Consider the following 14,191-nt stretch of genomic DNA (forward strand, 5'->3'; position numbering starts at 1 on the left):
TAATTGCGCAAACAGTTTGCCAACACGTTTGTTATAGAGCCAAAAGAAATCCGGCTTAAAATTTGTCATTAACAAAACGTTCACAGTTCTGTCACACATAATCAGCTAGGTATCATGAAGTTCATGAATAGAAAATGAATTGAATGCATATTTATTTAGCAATGTGTGTTATTAATAAAAATATTATACATTTGCGACAACCGGAACAATGCGCTATTGATGTACAATAACATATACACTTCGTTCATCGAAAGAAAGGCTAAAAAGGAAAAGGCATTCGCGGTTTTAATTGATCCGGATAAGGTGACACCTGCCGGAATCATAGAGATTGCTGATAAATGCACTGCTGCCAAAGTTGATTATATCTTCCTTGGAGGTAGTCTGGTGATTTCTGATCACCTTGATGAATGCGTACAACAGCTGAAAGCCAGCTGCAACATTCCCGTTGTATTATTTCCCGGAAGCCCTTCTCAGGTATCAAAATATGCCGATGCCTTACTCTATCTGTCTGTAATTTCCGGCAGAAACCCCGAATTACTGATCGGTCAGCATGTAGTATCTGCTGCTGCCGTGAAGAAAAGCGGACTGGAAGTAATTTCAACCGGTTACATGGTAATCGACGGCGGAGCACCCACAACTGTTTCTTATATCAGTAACACCATGCCTATCCCGGCAGACAAGGCAGATATTGCCATGTGTACCGCAATAGCAGGAGAAATGCTGGGAATGAAAGTGATTTATATGGATGCCGGCAGCGGCGCCCGTGTACCTATCACAGAAAGTATGATCAGCCGGGTGGCCAGCCAGGTACAGGCTCCTATTATCGTAGGAGGAGGTATCAGGGATGCAGAAAAGGCTTACCTGAACTGTAAAGCAGGCGCGGATATTCTCGTAGTAGGTAATGCTATTGAGAAAGATCTCTCTCTCATCAAGGAACTGGCAGATGCGGTGCATTCTGTTCCCGTGAAAGCATAAAACAGATTTGACTTAAAAGATATAAAGCGAATGACAGCAGATATCCTGCTGTCATTCGCTTTAATAGCTGATCGCCAAATGCTTACAGGCTCATCATTTCTTTAAACTTCACTGCCTGTCTGCGGCTTACTTCAATTTTTTCGCCTCCGCGCATTTCCAGCAACAGACCGCCATTAAAATAAGTATCAATTTTCTCGATCATCCGCAGATTCACAATATGTTTACGGTTTGCACGGAAAAAAGTACGCTCGTCCAGTCTTTCTTCCAGCGCATTCAATGATTTGAGGATCAAAGGTTTGTTGGTTTCAAAATATACCCGTGCATAGTTCCCCACACTTTCAAAAAGCCGGATCTCCTGCAGCTTCACAAACCAGCACCTGTCGCCATCTTTCACAAAAACCTGGTCATTCTCAGACAATAAATTACGGATACCACCGGATGCCGCCAAACGGTCCTTTTCATCCTGCTGATGCAGTTTGTGGATCGCATCTGCCAGCCGCTTGGGCTCTACCGGCTTTAACAGGTAGTCCAGCGCGTTGTACTCAAATGCTTTCAGCGCATACTCATCATATGCAGTAGTGAAAATCACCTGTGGTGTTTTTTCCAGCTCTGCCAGCAAGTCAAAGCCCGTTTTATCAGGCATCTGAATATCCAGGAACAGTAGGTCGGGATGAAGCGTTTCTATCTTTTCTATACCATCCTTCGCGTTCACAGCTTCTCCTACCACCACTATTTCCGGGTGATCTGCCAGCAATTTCTTTAACTCACTCCTGGCCAGGCGTTCATCATCTATTATCAATGCTTTTTTCATTGGCAATATGAAGTTTGGTTGATGATTTAATTGATTTAAAAATAATAGCTATAACCAGTTTATCCGGCTACAGCAGTTTATAACAAGTGATTTAGAGCAAAGGCATCACTACAGTAGCTTCTACCGTTTGCTCATCTTTATTCCTGATTTCAAAGGAAGCCCTGCTTCCAAACAAAAGGCTCAACCGCTGCCGGGTGCTTTGTAATCCAAAGCCATGCCCGTTCATATTGTTTTCTACAAGCTGACCGGTGTTTTCAATGGTAATTACATGCTGCATACCCTTCAGGGAAGAGTGAATATAAACGAACCCGCCCCTGATGATCCGGGAAATCCCATGTTTAATGGCATTTTCCACCAGCGTTTGCAACATCATAGGAGGTACTTGTAACTCCAGCGTATCCGGGTCAATCTCATACTTTACACTCAAACGCTCCTCAAACCGGATATGTTCCAATGCAAGGTAATCCTTTACTATATTCAATTCGTTTTCCAGACTCACCGTTTCCGCCTTCTCCGTTTGCATAGAGCTTCGCAGGATATTGGAAAGCTCTGTGATGGCAGTTCTTGCCCGTTGGGGGTTTTCATCTACCAGCGCCCGGATACTGTTCAGTGCGTTAAAAATAAAATGCGGATTCAGCTGCGCTTTAATCGTTTTCAGCTCCAGCTCCTTCACAGTAGCTTCCAGCTTTAACTGATCCACCTGCGACCGCCGGTTCCTTTCAATGTAGTGCCATATGAAATATAGAAACCACCAGATGGTAGTGATCAGGAAAGAACCTACAATCCCCACCTGGATGGGCGTATCCGATAAGTGCAACAGGTATATCCCAAAAAAGTAATATCCAATATACGATACCAGCCCCGATCCCGTCATTAACCCGATGAACAGCAGGATCTGGTTCTCAAAATTATAGTTCACCCACGCAAACCGGTGAATCAGGTTACGGAAAAAATGAGTGGCTATAAAACCGAATAACACAAAAATTACCAGATTCAGATAATAAGCCGCGTCCGGAGACGTTTTTCTGTAAACAGAAAAGGCGAAGAAAACATTGATCAGAAAATATGCCGACCACCCCAATATCTGGCACCACCAATATTTGTTTATTTGTTTAAACATTCAATCAAATTAGTAAACTTCACCTATATTCCAAAAATACCCTACAGCGCCCCCTGCAGAAACCTAAATGTTATAAATGGTGAATCAAAAAAGGTAAATGGCAGATGGCTGTATCTGAATGGCGAAATATCACGGAACTGTCCTATTTTCCTGTCATACTTACACTATTTACCACATATTTTTATGTATTTTTGTTACTTCATATAAACCCTGAGCCCAATTATGAATATAAAGGCAGGTCAACTGTTGAGCCAGATAGAATATCCCGCTGATTTGCGAAAGCTGAATAAAGAACAGCTTCACCAGGTATGTGAGGAGCTGCGTCAATACATTATTGACGTAGTAAGTGTGCATGGTGGCCACTTTGCGGCCAGTCTTGGTGTAGTGGAGCTGACAGTCGCTTTGCATTACGTTTTTAATACTCCTTACGATCAGCTGGTATGGGACGTGGGCCATCAGGCATACGGCCATAAAATTCTCACCGGTCGCCGGGAAACATTTCCTACCAACAGGAAATATAAGGGCCTCAGCGGATTTCCTAAAAGAGATGAAAGCCGCTACGATACCTTCGGCGTAGGACACTCATCCACTTCCATCTCCGCAGCACTGGGCATGGCAATGGCCTCCCATTATAAAGGAGAATTCGACCGCCAGCATATTGCAGTGATCGGCGACGGCGCCATGACCGCAGGTATGGCCTTCGAAGCCCTCAACCACGCCGGTGTGGCAAACGCCAACGTACTCATTATCCTGAACGATAACTGCATGTCCATAGATCCTAATGTGGGCGCGCTGAAAGAATACCTCACAGATATCACCACTTCCCCCACCTATAACAAGGTAAGGGATGATGTGTGGAACCTGCTGGGCAAATTACCTGTAGGAAAGAAATTTACCCGCGACATGGCCTCCAAACTGGAAGCCAGCCTAAAAGGCGTGGTGTCAAAATCCAGCAACCTCTTCGAAGCACTGAAGATGCGCTACTTTGGCCCCATCGACGGACATAACATCACCAAACTGGCGGATACCCTCCAGGATCTGAAAGATATTCCCGGCCCGAAACTGCTGCACATCGTTACCACCAAAGGTAAAGGCTATGCACTCGCAGAAAAGGACCAAACCACCTGGCACGCGCCGGGTCTCTTCGATAAAATTACCGGCGAAATATTCAAAAAACCGGTCACCAGCCCGCAACCTCCCAAATACCAGGACGTTTTTGGCCATACCATCATTGAACTCGCAGAACAAAACGATAAAATTATCGGTATCACCCCCGCTATGCCTTCCGGCTCCTCCCTCAAATTTATGATGGAGAAAATGCCGCAAAGAGCCTTCGACGTGGGCATCTGCGAACAACATGCGGTTACCCTCTCTGCCGGCATGGCAACACAGGGCATGCGCGTTTTCTGTAACATCTACTCTTCCTTCTTCCAACGTGCCTTCGATCAGGCCGTACATGATGTAGCCATCCAGAAACTACCCGTGATATTCTGCCTCGACAGGGCGGGACTCGTAGGAGAAGACGGACCTACCCATCACGGCGCCTACGATATTGCCTATATGCGCAGTATCCCCAACGTGATCATCAGCGCGCCCATGAATGAGGAAGAAATGCGCAACCTGATGTACAGCGCACAACTGCCGGAAAATGATATGCCTTATGTAATCCGCTATCCACGCGGACAAGGCGTAATGCCGGAATGGCGTACACCGTTTAAAGCCATCAAAGCAGGTACCGGCCGCAAAATCCGCGACGGAAAAGATATCGCTATCCTCTCCCTCGGACATACCGGCAACTTCGTGGCTGAAGCATGTAAAGAATTGATAGGAGACGGATTACAACCCGCTCACTACGATATGCGCTTTGTAAAACCATTGGATGAAACCATGCTGCACGAAATCTTCCAGTCGTTCGACAAAATAATTACTGTGGAAGATGGTACCATTGTAGGTGGTTTCGGCAGCGCCGTTATCGAATTCATGGCAGCCAACAACTATAAGGCAACCGTTAAAAGATTAGGTATCCCCGATAGAATTGTGGAACATGGCAAGCCGGAAGAATTATACCGCGAATGTGGTTATGATGCTGCTGGTGTTGCACGCACCACCAGGGATATGCTGAAAGAAAAAATTACCGTCACTATTTAATAAAAGAATTTAGTTATTTAGCTATTTGAATATTTGATTTCCACAGAAATTGAATATTTAAATAGCTAAACTTTTTTATACCATGTATTTTCAGCTCAGGATAACGGAGATCATACGCGAAACACCCGGTACTTATACTTATAAGCTGGAAAATACATCGCCGGAACCACTGGAATACATCGCCGGACAATTCCTCACCTTTCTCATTGCACTCAACAATAAAGAATACAGACGTTCTTATTCTTTCAGCTCCACACCAGGCGTGGATTCCTTTCTGTCTGTAACGATCCGCGAAAAAGAAAACGGGGAAATATCACGTCACCTTATCCATACCTGGAAAGTAAATGATATCGTTACCGCACTGGAACCTTCCGGCCGGTTCACTTACGAAAAATCGGGCGTTGCGGAGAAAGACATTTTCCTTCTGGCTGCAGGAAGCGGTATAACGCCCGTATTTTCGCTGCTGAAACAGATATTAACAACGGAGCCCAATGCCCACGTTAAACTGATTTACAGCAACACCACCCCCGAAAGAACCATCTTTTATGAAGCATTGCTGACGTGGCAAAAGCGTTACCCGCAGCAACTGGAATGCATCTGGCTTTTCAGCAACGATCCGGATAGTCATCATACCTACAGAAGGCTTAATAATATTTTACTGGAACAACTGGTAAATACCCATATTCGTTACCACCGGGAAGATTCGCAATTCTTTCTTTGTGGCCCTCCCGATTATATGCGCACTATCCTGCTCACGCTTACCTTCATGGGCTTCCGGGAATCACAGCTCCATAAAGAAAACTTTGTGGTGAATACAGATACCCGGATCGCCAAAACACCATTGCCGCAGGATCACGACCTGAAACAGGTAATCATCCGCTACCGCAATGCAGAATACAAACTGGCTGTTCCCGGTAACCAAACCATTCTGAACTATGCATTGGCAAACGAAATATTGTTGCCCTACAGCTGCAAAGGCGGCGTATGTGGTTCCTGCACGGCACAGTGTGTGAGTGGTAAAGTATGGATGCCGGTAAATGAAGTCCTTACCGATAAAGAACTCGCCGAAGGTCTCGTACTTACCTGCGTTGGATATCCCGCAAGCGACGAAGTGATCCTTGAATTATAAAACCATATAATGTAAAAAATATTATCAGTCATAACGATCTGATATTATTTTTTAGTTGCTAAAATTTTGGCTAAATTATGAGGAAAATCAGGTGATGCGAAATGCCCCGATAAAGATTACTTGCTTATCGCTTTTGCTTGTTGTTATCTTTATTAACAGCTATCTCCTGTTTAAAAACGGTTTTCAAACATCTTCATTACTACTGTCACTCAGTATACTAACGCTTTGCAGTGTATTTGCCCTGCTGATTGTCGCCACATTCTTATCAGACAAACGTCCCCTTCAGTTCGAACATCTTTTTAATGAATATCCGATCCCCATGTGGATCTATGAAAAAGCCACCATGCGCTTTTTATCTGTTAACAATGCTGCCGTAGAAAAATACGGGTACAACAGGAAAGATTTCCTGAACCTAACGTTAAAGGATATACGTAATGAAGAAGATATACCACTGCTGCTGGAAAATGCTGCAGAACGGTGCAATGGAGATGAATACAGGGGCATCTGGAAACACCGTAAAAAAGATGGCACCAATTTTTTTGTAGAGATCTACTCCCTTCCCGCGGTATACTACGGAAAAAATGCCCGCTTCATCATGGCCAAAGACGTGGATGCACAAATGAGGGCCGCCAAAGAAGCGCGTGAACTGGGCATTCGCTATGAACTGCTTGCGCAGGCTACAAATGATGCTGTATACGACAAAAACCTCGTAACAAATGCCGTTACCTGGAACCACGGACTACATAATCTCTTCCATTATAACAGCCATGATGAAACCGACCTGGTGCAGTGGTGGCAGGATAATATACACCCCGCGGATCATGCCAGGATCATTTCTTCACTTGATAGCTGCAAACGTGCACATCTGAACTACTGGTCGGAAGAATACCGCTTTAAATGTGCAGATGGCAGCTATAAATATGTGGTAGACCGTGCATTCATCATGTACGAAAATAATATCCCATATCGCATGATAGGGATGATACAGGATATCGACAAGCTCGTAAAACAAGCCAGGCAACTGGAAGAACAAAATGAAACACTCAAGGAAATTGCCTGGATCAATTCCCACGAAATACGCCGGCCGGTAGTATCTATACTCAGCATTGCCGGCTTATTCGATAAAAGCAACCAGGACCTGCATCTCAACACCCAGCTCATGGAATGGCTGCATGAATCCACCCTTCAGCTGGATGAAATCATTCATAAAATTGAGCATAAGGTAAAAGCTCTCCAGTAATCACACCTCGTAAGGTATAAATTGATTGAAGTCTTCCTTTAACGACATATATAATTTCCGGAAAATTTCCATACGATGTTGTATGGTCTGAAAGTCATCGATAGGACGGTCGTCATGCACTACGGTTACCGGCGCGTTGGCTACTCTTTTAGCGCACTGCTTGATGTCGTGATGCATTTCATCAGCTACTTCACGTTGCCGCAGTAAACGGTTTTCAAAATGTTCAACCTGTGTCATTACATCCCGGGAAGCTTTGCTGAGCGCGATTTGTTCCAACCGCTCCCGCATCATTTTTACTTCAGTTCTTACTTCATTTACTTCTTCTTTCCAGGAATTCAGCTGCTGGTGCAGCTCTTCAGTGGGAGTTGTGATTTCCATGGTGTATTGATTTATCAATTTAAATGATGATTAAAAAACTATTCATCATACCAAACGCTGTTGTCAATATCCATATTAATTTACCAGAAAAGACCTATTCTAAGGTACAATCTTTTTCTGTTCCACCCCTCACTTTTGCACTTCTTTTTACAGATAAATGCCAAACTCAGGAAAAAAACTCATCGCTTCCAGGATGCCGCCTGCACCTGCCCGCTGCGCCTGCAATACATTCGACATTCCTGCAGTGCGCGCTATTAATTCGGGCTCCGAATCACCTACTACCACTCCTTTGAATCCGGATTCATACATGGAATAATCATTCATAGAATCTCCGGCCACCAGCACCTTTTGATGAGGCAGTGCCAGCACCTGCAATAATTGTTTCAACGTAAACCCTTTATTTACACCGGCAGGTAATATATCAAGGTATTTTCCAGCAGATAAAACCAGGTCGCATTGCAGCGATGCCGCTATTTCACGGGCGCCTTCAATATCAGTGCTATCATTATAATAATAAGAACAACGGTACTGCTGATGTGCGTCCTGGTGCAGTAATCCTCTCACTGTTTTCAATGTCTCTCTCACATGATCACCAGGCCATTTGGCCGCAATGTGCGATTGTACCGGCTCCACCGCCGTTAATGTAGGCAGGTGGGTAACAGTAGCCCCTACATCTCCAATAATATATTCGGGCCGCGGCAAAGCATTATTCTCCAGTAACGACAATACACTTGGTATGCCCCGGCCGGTTACAAACACCAGCTGTATATCTTTTTGTTGCTGCAATAAACTGTATAATTGTTCTTTATCTGCTGCTGTACCTCCTAAAAATGTACCGTCCAGGTCTGTGGCTAATAACATGTGTTGTAGTGGCTTTTAATGATTTCAATGAATGCGGATGCCGATAAAAATATAAAAAAAAGACCAGCCGTAACGACTGATCTTCTTTTAGATATAACGGGTTAGTATATAACGATGTGATTAGTTCAGCATTGGTACATCTATCAGCAAAAACTCTGCCGGTTTGATTACTTCAATACTTACTTTGTCATATTCAGATAACCCGATTGCATCACGTGTTGCTAATGTTTCTTCATCTACTTTCAATTCTCCGCTGAGCAAAAACAGGTAAGTACCTATGTTGGGCGCTTTCGCTGCAATGTCCAGTGTTTTACCGGCTTCATATTTACCTAATGTAAACCAGGCATCCTGGTTCAGCCACAGGCCGTTGGCATTTTTATCCGGTGAAATCACCACCTGTAAAGCGTTTTCACGGGCGGCAGGATCAAATGTTTGCTGATCATAACGGGGCGTTACATTTCTATCTCTCGGTATCACCCAGATCTGCAGAAAGCTTACCTCCTCCGTTTTAGACGCATTAAACTCAGAGTGTACCACACCTGTTCCGGCACTCATAATCTGTACATCATTTTTACGGATCACTTCTTTATTACCGGTGTTATCGCTGTGCGCCAATTCACCATCCAACACAATAGATACAATTTCCATATTATCATGCGGGTGAGCGCCAAAACCCATTCCACCTTTTACCGCATCATCATTCAACACACGCAGTGCGCCAAAGTGAATCCTGTTTGGATCATAATAGTTAGCAAAGCTGAAAGTATGGTGGCTCTTCAGCCAGCCGTGGTTGGCATATCCCCTGGTATCTGCACGATGAATAACTTTTTTCATAACTAAATCTCCTTTGTTTTAACACTACAAATATCGTTATAAACAAAGCGGTGGAGAATGGATCATATGTTGAAAAGCGTGGACAAAAAAATACGGATTTCTCTATGCACTACCCGCGTGAAAAAACGGTATGCATATGAAAAATCCGTAAAGCAGTAACGATGCCTGGTAACTATTTACACCAGTTTCGCATCTGTAGTAATGGTAGCATTCAGCACTTTGCTCACCGGGCAGTTAGCCTCAGCATCCGCTACAAATTCAGCGAATTTGGCGGCATCCAGGCCCTCTACGCTGGCGGTTACTTCCAGGTGGCTGGTAGTAATAGCACCGTTATCTAAAGTGATTGTGCATTTGGTATCAATGTTACCGGGAGTAAAACCGGCGCCAGTGATCACAAAGCTCAGTTTCATGGTAAAACAACCGGCATGAGCTGCGGCAATCAGTTCTTCAGGGTTAGTACCAATACCATCTTCAAAACGGCTGCTGAAAGAGTACTGGGTCTTGTTTAATACAGTTGACTGGGAAGTTAAAGTGCCTTTACCTTCTTTACCGGTACCTTGCCAATTGGCAGATGCAAATCTTTTCATGTTAAATTTTTATTTTTTTCCTGTTAGAAAAATCAGTGCGGAGGCCCAAATTACAAATTAATCGGCAATAAAAAATGCCGGAGCTTCCTGGAACATAAAAGCGCATAAAAAAGCCGCACAGTTTCCTGTGCGGCTGTACATGGTTCCTGTCAATTGATTCCTATATCATTTCTACCAATTCTGCAATTGGCTTACGTACTTTCCTGGCATGTTGCATCACATCATCGGGCGCTCTGAATCCTATCGCAGCAACTACTACAGCAGCCAGGCCCTTCTCTGTAAGTCCTAATACCCTGTTGTATCCGGCAGCATCAAAGCCTTCCATCGGACAGGCATCAATGTTTTCCACAGCTGCTGCCGTAAGCAGGGTGCCTAAAGCAAGATAGGCCTGCTTTGCACTCCATACAGCTGTTCCTTCTGCACCTAACCGGTTAACGGTTCCCTTCACTACTCCTGAAAAACCTGCCAGTTGTTCAGGAGCTATGTTACGCGTTTCCGCCACATTATTCATATAGTCATCTACGTGGGTTTCGTTCAGATCGGTATACCTCGCAAAAACGATCAGATGCGATGCATCCGTAACCTGCAACTGTCCGTTGGACACTGCTTTCAATTGCTCACGTACGGCAGGGTTCTCTACTACCAGGATCTTATACGGTTGTAAACCGTAGGAAGAGGCAGAGAGTCTTGTAGCGGCCAGTAATTTCTCCAGCTGATCTGCACTCAGTTTCTTAGCCGGGTCAAATTTCTTAACGGCATAACGCCATTCCAGTTTATTCAGAATATCCATTTCATTTTTATTGAGCATTACCCGCTACAGATTATGATCTGTAACGGGTAAACACTATCTTATTGTTGTTTTACCATTTGCACGCTGGCCAGCAGCTTTACTTCATCACTCAGCAGCAAACCGCCGGTTTCAGTAGTAGCGTGGAAAGTAAGACCAAAATCTTTACGGTTAATTTTACCGCTCAGTTCAAATCCTGCTTTAGTCTGACCATAAGGATCTACCACTTCGCCGCCAAATTCAACATTCAGCTCTACAGGACGGGTATTGTCGCGGATGGTTAAATCACCTACCAGCTTAAATGTATCGGCATCTATTTTCTTTACTTCTTTAGACACGAATGTGAGCTTAGGATACTTTTCTGCTTCGAAGAAATCTCCTGCCTGCAGGTGAGCATCACGCTGCGCATTCTGCGTGGAAATACTGTTGATGTCTGCTTCAAATGTAATGTTGGCAGTGCTGAAATCATTATCAACGGTCTGCATGGTACCATCAAATTTTGCAAACTGACCGGTTACAGTCGTAATCATCAGGTGCTTTATTTTAAATTGTACGTCACTGTGTGAAGGATCAATTTTCCAGGTTGTCATATAATTTTGTTTTTTTAGTATTATTAAATGCTTAATTAGTTTAAAACTCCCATTTTACCGGCGTTGTAGTCATCTATCGCCGTTCTGATTTCATCTTCCGTATTCATCACAAACGGACCGTAAGCAAAAATTGGCTCATCAATCGGTTCGCCGCTCAACACCAGCATGGCAGTATCTTTCAGCGCGGTGATGATTATTTCAGTACCCTCTTTTTCAAAGAGTGCAGTTTCTACTCCTTTGAGCGGCTGACCATTCACATCTGCTTCTCCCCGGAATACTACTGCTGCCGTGTTAAAATTTTCCGGTATGCTTAAAGTGATCTTATCATCTTTTTTCAGATGGATATCATAAACATTCACCGGGGAAAAGGTACTGGCAGCGCCTTTCACGCCATCATATTCACCTGCAATTACTCTCACATATCCTTCTTCACTTACTTTTATCACAGGTATTGCTGCTTGGGTAAGGTTCTGATAGGAGGGAGGATTATTTTTAAATGCTTTGGGAAGATTTACCCATAACTGGGCAAACTCTGCTTTCCCGCCTTGTTTGCTGAATGCATCACTGTATTTTTCTTCATGTAAGATGCCGCCGGCTGCTGTCATCCACTGCACATCACCCGGAAACAACAAACCATGACTACCGGTAGAATCCCGGTGTTCCAGTTCGCCCTGGTATACGATGGTAACGGTTTCAAAGCCTTTGTGCGGATGTTCGCCAACACCTTTGGGTCTTACACTCGGTGGGATGTAGTTGGGAGCTGCATAGTCCATCATGATAAAAGGACTGATCCTGTTACCTTCAGAACGGGTACCGCCCGGTAAGGTACTCTGTACCCTGAATCCATCACCTACCATGTGTGGTGCGGCTGCAATTATGATCTGGCTTACATGTTTTCGTGTTTTCATATTGTTTGCCTCCTTAAGACAACACAAAAGTACATGTTGCAACATCCATTAAGAATGGATAAAACACTCCTAGTGATGGACTTTTTTTAAAATTCCGGAAAATTCAGACAGAAGGGCCTACAGAAGTGCGGGAAGCCTCTTTAAATTCAGAAGGACTCTGGTTGGTATACTTCTTAAAAAAGCGGCTGAAATAGTGCGGGTCATCAAAACCCAGCTTGTAGGCAATTTCTTTGGCAGTAAGGTCTGTATTATACAAATACCGCTGCGCTTCCAGGATCACCCGGTTACGGATATGCTCCCCGGCAGTAATACCGGATAATTGCTTGCTGATTTCATTCAACAGCACAGGTTTGATATGTAAAAGGCCCGCATAATCAGATACGGTTTTTAATTCCTGGTATTTTTCCTCTATCAGGTTTTTAAATTTCAGGAAGATGGAACTATTGTGAGCAGCATGCTGTTCAGGGGTAATGGCCACATTCTCTCCCTTTATGCGGGAAGCCAGTACCAGGAAATAACGCAGCAGTCCGTGCAGGGCCATTTCGTATTCAGGTTCGCGCAGGGTTAATTCTTTCATCATCAGGCGCACAATAGCGTCAATATCCTTCTCCTGTTCATCATCAATATGAATAACGCTGCTGAACTGGCTATTGAAAAACAACCCGGAATTAATACCGGATACCTGCGTCTGATCTTTTAAACACATGAAAGCATCACGAAATGCAATCATGTATCCATCTATTTTATCGGTTGCCTGCAGGTTATGCACCTGGCCGGGAGCTACAAAAAACAACGTGTTTTTCTTTACCTCATGCGTCACTGCATCAATGGTATGCAACAGCTTACCTTTCTTAATCCAGTAAATGGTGTAGAAGTCGTGCCGGTGCGGCACGCCGATCTGATCAAAAAAACTGTTGCCTAATTCACAAAGACCAGACACCACAAATCCCGGATCTGCATGCGAGTATTCCGGTAAGGAAACAATCCCGATATTTTCACGTTTCTCAGCCATCTATTAAGGTTCCTGCAGTTTCCTCCTCCCTCTCGGAAGGATCAATGTATTCAATAATAAAGTTATTCCTGCCTTCTCCCACCATAATCCCCATATGCTTCATCTGCACCAGTTCCAGCATACTGAGGAACAGGAAAATGGCATGTACACGGTCTTTACAGTGATCGAATATTTTTTCAAAAGATAAAGTACGTTCCGCCCGCGCCAGCTCTTCCATATACATTCTGGAGCCTTCCATCGTATAGTCGTACTTGTATACTACATGCTGGGGCTTATTATCGCGCTCTTTCATGCGCTGTATTACCTTTTCAAAGGTTTTTGTCAGCTTGAAGAGCGTGAGTGTCTGTACTTCGGTACCTTCACTGGTCACTTCCCCGATCTCCGCCAGTTCCTTTGCAATATTTCCACGCTTTACAGACAGCATACGGTCTGCTTCCATTTCCGCCAGTTCCGCGGCTGCCAGCTTGTATCGCTTATATTCAAGGATCTTGTCTATCAGCTCCATGCGGGGATCAATCTCATTTCCCTGCTCATCCAGCTCCTTGCGTGGCAGCAACATTTTGGCCTTGATACGCATGAGGGTAGATACAAAGAGAATGAATTCACTGGCCAGCTCAATATTCAACGTTTCAATATGATGGATATAATCCAGGAAGTCCTGTGTGAGAGTATTAATAGGGATATTGTAGATATCCAGCTCATCACGTTCAATGAAGAACAGCAACAGGTCGAAAGGACCTTCAAATTGCGGTAATTTGATCTTATAGACAGGTGCTTGTTCGCTCATTAAAGATTTTTTTAAAAAGATATC

Annotated in this window: 15 protein-coding genes; 4 read left to right on the top strand and 11 right to left on the bottom strand. The window is 44.1% G+C overall.

The window, feature by feature from the left end:
* Positions 1 to 219 precede the first annotated feature (219 nt).
* Positions 220 to 975: a geranylgeranylglyceryl/heptaprenylglyceryl phosphate synthase gene (locus tag V7S65_RS19870; protein ID WP_079469798.1), complete on the top strand. Its 756-nt coding sequence runs from the start codon at positions 220 to 222 to the stop codon at positions 973 to 975.
* An 82-nt stretch (positions 976 to 1,057) separates the two neighbouring features.
* Here V7S65_RS19870 and V7S65_RS19875 read toward each other — a convergent pair whose 3' ends face one another.
* Together V7S65_RS19875 and V7S65_RS19880 are read right to left on the bottom strand one after the other, a co-directional pair.
* Positions 1,058 to 1,786: a LytR/AlgR family response regulator transcription factor gene (locus tag V7S65_RS19875; protein ID WP_079469799.1), complete on the bottom strand. Its 729-nt coding sequence runs from the start codon at positions 1,784 to 1,786 to the stop codon at positions 1,058 to 1,060.
* A 91-nt stretch (positions 1,787 to 1,877) separates the two neighbouring features.
* A complete protein-coding gene (locus V7S65_RS19880; RefSeq protein WP_079469800.1) occupies positions 1,878 to 2,906 on the bottom strand; it encodes a sensor histidine kinase in 1,029 nt (342 codons plus the stop codon).
* A gap of 222 nt (positions 2,907 to 3,128) precedes the next feature.
* On the opposite strand from V7S65_RS19880, the gene dxs reads away from it, so the two are divergent.
* The 3 genes from dxs to V7S65_RS19895 all read left to right on the top strand — a co-directional run bounded on the left by dxs (position 3,129) and on the right by V7S65_RS19895 (position 7,423).
* Complete coding sequence (gene dxs / locus V7S65_RS19885; RefSeq protein ID WP_336387823.1) at positions 3,129 to 5,054, top strand: 1-deoxy-D-xylulose-5-phosphate synthase; 1,926 nt, start codon at positions 3,129 to 3,131, stop codon at positions 5,052 to 5,054.
* A gap of 82 nt (positions 5,055 to 5,136) precedes the next feature.
* Positions 5,137 to 6,183: a flavin reductase family protein gene (locus V7S65_RS19890; protein WP_336387822.1), complete on the top strand. Its 1,047-nt coding sequence runs from the start codon at positions 5,137 to 5,139 to the stop codon at positions 6,181 to 6,183.
* A 133-nt stretch (positions 6,184 to 6,316) separates the two neighbouring features.
* Positions 6,317 to 7,423: a PAS domain-containing protein gene (locus V7S65_RS19895; RefSeq protein ID WP_159454292.1), complete on the top strand. Its 1,107-nt coding sequence runs from the start codon at positions 6,317 to 6,319 to the stop codon at positions 7,421 to 7,423.
* Here the strand turns inward: V7S65_RS19895 and V7S65_RS19900 are convergent, their stop codons facing one another.
* From V7S65_RS19900 to V7S65_RS19940, 9 genes are all read right to left on the bottom strand, one after another.
* Complete coding sequence (locus tag V7S65_RS19900) at positions 7,424 to 7,801, bottom strand: hypothetical protein (RefSeq protein ID WP_079469804.1); 378 nt, start codon at positions 7,799 to 7,801, stop codon at positions 7,424 to 7,426.
* A gap of 147 nt (positions 7,802 to 7,948) precedes the next feature.
* On the bottom strand, positions 7,949 to 8,662 hold the full coding sequence (locus V7S65_RS19905; RefSeq protein WP_336387821.1) for an HAD-IIB family hydrolase: 714 nt from the start codon (positions 8,660 to 8,662) through the stop codon (positions 7,949 to 7,951).
* Positions 8,663 to 8,782: 120 nt separating this feature from the next.
* Complete coding sequence (locus tag V7S65_RS19910; RefSeq protein ID WP_336387820.1) at positions 8,783 to 9,496, bottom strand: pirin family protein; 714 nt, start codon at positions 9,494 to 9,496, stop codon at positions 8,783 to 8,785.
* Between the two features lie 176 nt (positions 9,497 to 9,672).
* The gene (locus V7S65_RS19915; RefSeq protein WP_079469807.1) at positions 9,673 to 10,083 is read right to left on the bottom strand and encodes an OsmC family protein; all 411 of its coding nucleotides are present in this window, start codon (positions 10,081 to 10,083) and stop codon (positions 9,673 to 9,675) included.
* 160 nt (positions 10,084 to 10,243) lie between these two features.
* Positions 10,244 to 10,891 (bottom strand): NAD(P)H-dependent oxidoreductase, encoded by a 648-nt coding sequence (locus tag V7S65_RS19920; protein WP_336387819.1) that lies wholly within the window; start codon positions 10,889 to 10,891, stop codon positions 10,244 to 10,246.
* A gap of 41 nt (positions 10,892 to 10,932) precedes the next feature.
* Complete coding sequence (locus tag V7S65_RS19925) at positions 10,933 to 11,460, bottom strand: YceI family protein (RefSeq protein WP_079469810.1); 528 nt, start codon at positions 11,458 to 11,460, stop codon at positions 10,933 to 10,935.
* 35 nt (positions 11,461 to 11,495) lie between these two features.
* Positions 11,496 to 12,368, bottom strand: coding sequence for a pirin family protein (locus V7S65_RS19930; RefSeq protein WP_336387818.1), 873 nt, complete (start codon positions 12,366 to 12,368; stop codon positions 11,496 to 11,498).
* Positions 12,369 to 12,471: 103 nt separating this feature from the next.
* Positions 12,472 to 13,380 (bottom strand): helix-turn-helix domain-containing protein, encoded by a 909-nt coding sequence (locus tag V7S65_RS19935; RefSeq protein ID WP_111577029.1) that lies wholly within the window; start codon positions 13,378 to 13,380, stop codon positions 12,472 to 12,474.
* Positions 13,373 to 14,167 (bottom strand): segregation and condensation protein A, encoded by a 795-nt coding sequence (locus tag V7S65_RS19940; RefSeq protein WP_079469813.1) that lies wholly within the window; start codon positions 14,165 to 14,167, stop codon positions 13,373 to 13,375. Before V7S65_RS19940 ends, V7S65_RS19935 begins: the two co-directional genes overlap by 8 nt.
* Positions 14,168 to 14,191 lie beyond the last annotated feature (24 nt).

It is taken from the genome of Chitinophaga sp. CCNWYY40 (assembly GCF_037483205.1).
In the GTDB taxonomy this organism is placed as follows: domain Bacteria; phylum Bacteroidota; class Bacteroidia; order Chitinophagales; family Chitinophagaceae; genus Chitinophaga; species Chitinophaga ginsengisegetis.

Bases quoted from the DNA above. Each gene is read 5' to 3' on its own strand.
- V7S65_RS19870 (WP_079469798.1), top strand. From the start codon at position 220: ATGTACAATAACATATACACTTCGTTCATCGAAAGAAAGGCTAAAAAG.
- V7S65_RS19875 (WP_079469799.1), bottom strand. From the start codon at position 1,786: ATGAAAAAAGCATTGATAATAGATGATGAACGCCTGGCCAGGAGTGAG.
- V7S65_RS19880 (WP_079469800.1), bottom strand. From the start codon at position 2,906: ATGTTTAAACAAATAAACAAATATTGGTGGTGCCAGATATTGGGGTGG.
- dxs (WP_336387823.1), top strand. From the start codon at position 3,129: ATGAATATAAAGGCAGGTCAACTGTTGAGCCAGATAGAATATCCCGCT.
- V7S65_RS19890 (WP_336387822.1), top strand. From the start codon at position 5,137: ATGTATTTTCAGCTCAGGATAACGGAGATCATACGCGAAACACCCGGT.
- V7S65_RS19900 (WP_079469804.1), bottom strand. From the start codon at position 7,801: ATGGAAATCACAACTCCCACTGAAGAGCTGCACCAGCAGCTGAATTCC.
- V7S65_RS19905 (WP_336387821.1), bottom strand. From the start codon at position 8,662: ATGTTATTAGCCACAGACCTGGACGGTACATTTTTAGGAGGTACAGCA.
- V7S65_RS19910 (WP_336387820.1), bottom strand. From the start codon at position 9,496: ATGAAAAAAGTTATTCATCGTGCAGATACCAGGGGATATGCCAACCAC.
- V7S65_RS19915 (WP_079469807.1), bottom strand. From the start codon at position 10,083: ATGAAAAGATTTGCATCTGCCAATTGGCAAGGTACCGGTAAAGAAGGT.
- V7S65_RS19920 (WP_336387819.1), bottom strand. From the start codon at position 10,891: ATGCTCAATAAAAATGAAATGGATATTCTGAATAAACTGGAATGGCGT.
- V7S65_RS19925 (WP_079469810.1), bottom strand. From the start codon at position 11,460: ATGACAACCTGGAAAATTGATCCTTCACACAGTGACGTACAATTTAAA.
- V7S65_RS19930 (WP_336387818.1), bottom strand. From the start codon at position 12,368: ATGAAAACACGAAAACATGTAAGCCAGATCATAATTGCAGCCGCACCA.
- V7S65_RS19935 (WP_111577029.1), bottom strand. From the start codon at position 13,380: ATGGCTGAGAAACGTGAAAATATCGGGATTGTTTCCTTACCGGAATAC.
- V7S65_RS19940 (WP_079469813.1), bottom strand. From the start codon at position 14,167: ATGAGCGAACAAGCACCTGTCTATAAGATCAAATTACCGCAATTTGAA.